At 35.1% G+C, this 2,614-nt stretch carries 4 protein-coding genes; 2 read left to right on the top strand and 2 right to left on the bottom strand.

Annotation, left to right across the window (positions count from 1 at the left end):
- The coding region (locus RT405_RS12800; RefSeq protein ID WP_313470188.1) for a toprim domain-containing protein at positions 1–447 on the bottom strand (447 nt) is incomplete at its 3' end.
- 343 nt (positions 448–790) lie between these two features.
- Here RT405_RS12800 and RT405_RS12795 point away from each other — a divergent pair.
- Together RT405_RS12795 and yidC are read left to right on the top strand one after the other, a co-directional pair.
- Positions 791–1,066 (top strand): acylphosphatase, encoded by a 276-nt coding sequence (locus RT405_RS12795; RefSeq protein WP_313470186.1) that lies wholly within the window; start codon positions 791–793, stop codon positions 1,064–1,066.
- A 68-nt stretch (positions 1,067–1,134) separates the two neighbouring features.
- Positions 1,135–2,064: a membrane protein insertase YidC gene (yidC, locus tag RT405_RS12790; protein WP_313470185.1), complete on the top strand. Its 930-nt coding sequence runs from the start codon at positions 1,135–1,137 to the stop codon at positions 2,062–2,064.
- 37 nt (positions 2,065–2,101) lie between these two features.
- Here the strand turns inward: yidC and RT405_RS12785 are convergent.
- The coding region (locus RT405_RS12785) for a HAMP domain-containing sensor histidine kinase (RefSeq protein WP_313470184.1) at positions 2,102–2,614 on the bottom strand (513 nt) is incomplete at its 5' end.

The following is a 2,614-nucleotide window of genomic DNA, read 5'->3' as shown; positions in this document are numbered from 1 at the left end:
GCTCGGCTGCAGCTGTTTAAAACCTGTACGGATAGCTTGGTCTGTTTGGGACGAAATCCATAAACGTTTCACCGGTTTATTGAACTTGCTATATTCTAAGATCCAACGAGCTACAAGTTCTCCTTCGCGTCCTGCATCTGTTGCTATCACAGCTTGGCCAACATCTTTTCGTTGTGCTAAGCGTTTAATTGCTTTTAGTTGATGTTCTGTATTTTTTAATGGTTTGATTTGCATCTTTTCTGGAATCAATGGCAAACTTTCCATATTCCACGTTGCCCATTCTGGTTTATAATCTTCTGGCATCTTCAATCCCACTAAATGGCCTAGTGCCCAAGTAATAATGACTTCTTTACCTTCAATATAATTTTTGTTTTTTTGATTTGCTCCTAGTACTCTGGCAATTTCTTTGCCAACACTTGGTTTTTCAGCAATAATTAGAGTTTTCATTTTATTTCCTTTCTGTGCGAACCTATTCATCTATGGTCTTTATTCCGTCCATTTGTTTTCCTTTAATAAGGACAAAGCTAAAATAATTGTATGCTATCTTGAGATCCAACGCAATACCAGTACTCTGATTCTTTACCCATCTATAGATTATTTGACGGATTCCTTTTGTACTTATAAAATAGGGATAATAACATACCGAAGTTTCAACTATTTTTTCCAACTTTCCATTAGAAAGTGAGGTCTCTGAAAGATGGTTAATTTTAAACGAATCAAAGAGAGCATGCAACAGTACTTGCCTTTCGATAAAAAAACAAAAATATCTGAACCACTAGGAGGAAAACCGATGAAAAAAGTGAAGCTGACTGTAAAGGGACGTGTTCAAGGAGTAGGGTTTCGTTACATGACAAAGATGGTAGCCGACCAATTGGGTGTCTTCGGAATAGTTCGTAATGAATCCGATGGCAGTGTTTATATTGAAGCAAATGGAGAACCAGAAAAAATTGATGCTTTTATTGAAGAAATAAGAAAATCGCCATCTCCAAGCGGAAAAGTCGAGCATATTGATCTGACAGAAGATGCCACATTGCCTACAAAAGATAATTTTTCAGTAAGTAATTGAATTCGCTTCACAAATCCTGTATAGTTGGTGTGTTATCGGTAAAAAACATTAATGAAGGATAGTGAACAATGAAAAAAAATAACAAACTTCTCTTGACTGGATCGCTTTTAGGCGTCATGCTCTTTCTTTCTGGTTGTATGAGTACAGATAAACAAGGTAATCCTAAAGGTTTTATTTACGAATTTTTAGTTGTTCCTACACAACAACTAATTATTTGGTTAGCTGATACATTTAACGGAAACTATGGTTTTGCAATTATTATCATTACATTAATTGTTCGAATCATTATCTTGCCTTTAAATTTAAGCCAATCGAAGAAATCTTTAACACAGCAAGAAAGAATGGCTTTCATCAAGCCTGAAATGGATGCCATTCAAGCTAAACAAAAAGCTGCTGTTACTCCTGAAGAAAAAGCAGTCGCTCAACAAGACTTAATGGCGTTATATAAAGATAACAATATGAGTATGCTCGGCGGAATCGGCTGCTTGCCATTATTGATTCAAATGCCAATTTTCACAGCCATGTTCCAAGCCATTCGGTTATCACCTGAAATTGCTAATAGTACATTTTTGGGTATCAGTTTAGGTGTTCGTAATATTCCTTTAGCTATTGCAGCTGGGCTGATTTATCTTGTACAAGCTTATGTTTCGATGATTGGTGTAGCACCTGAACAAAAGAAACAGATGAAAACCATGATGTATATGAATCCGATCATGATTTTGATGTTTACCATTTCTTCTCCGGCTGGATTAGGTTTATATTGGTTAGTTGGTGGATTCTTTGGAGTTTTCCAAACTTTGATTACAAACTTCTACTTCAAACCAAGAATCAAAGCACAAATAACAGAAGAAATGAAAAATCGTCCAAAAAAAGAACGAGTCATTAAAACTGCTGAACCTTTAAATGAACAACCTACACTAACAGCTAATTCTACGCCTAGACAAACTGCTTCTAAAAATAGAAATGGCCGCAATGCGGGTAAACAACAAAGAAGATAAAAAAAGATTTCTGCTTTTAAAAAGCAGAAATTTTTTTTTATTTAACGGTATTTTCTGTTTCTTGGACTTCTTGATCATTTAGTTCTTGGTAAAGCGGTAATTTGATCCTAAAAATAGAGCCGTATCCTAAAACACTATCTACAGAAATAGAACCTTTATATCCTGTCAAAAGTTCTCTAGCAATTGCTAACCCTAAACCATTTCCACCTTTGTGCCGACTTCTGGCTTTATCTACACGATAGAATCGATTAAAGATTTTTTCTGTGTCTTCTTGTGTCATACCTTCCCCAAAATCTTGAATCGCAATATTCAATTCTTGATTTTCTACCGCAATAGAAACATGAACTTCTTGACGGTCGGTAGAATACTTTACAGCATTATCCATTAAAATAATGAGTATTTGTTCCAAATGATTTCGATAGATAGGTACATAAACTTCTCCATCAATTGCATCATCTAAATTAAACACAAAGTCGGGATGAATCATTTTAAAATTATTCACTGTTTGCAAAACCAGCGGCCGGATAGCTGTTTTTTCATTTTTGTAATG

The sequence above is a fragment of the Carnobacterium sp. genome, from assembly GCF_032094055.1.
Taxonomy (GTDB): domain Bacteria; phylum Bacillota; class Bacilli; order Lactobacillales; family Carnobacteriaceae; genus Carnobacterium_A.
This window is presented reverse-complemented; position numbering and strand designations above follow the sequence as displayed.

What these genes read in the sequence shown, in the direction of transcription:
- yidC (WP_313470185.1), top strand. Translation starts at nt 1,135, where the DNA reads ATGAAAAAAAATAACAAACTTCTCTTGACTGGATCGCTTTTAGGCGTC.
- RT405_RS12795 (WP_313470186.1), top strand. Translation starts at nt 791, where the DNA reads ATGAAAAAAGTGAAGCTGACTGTAAAGGGACGTGTTCAAGGAGTAGGG.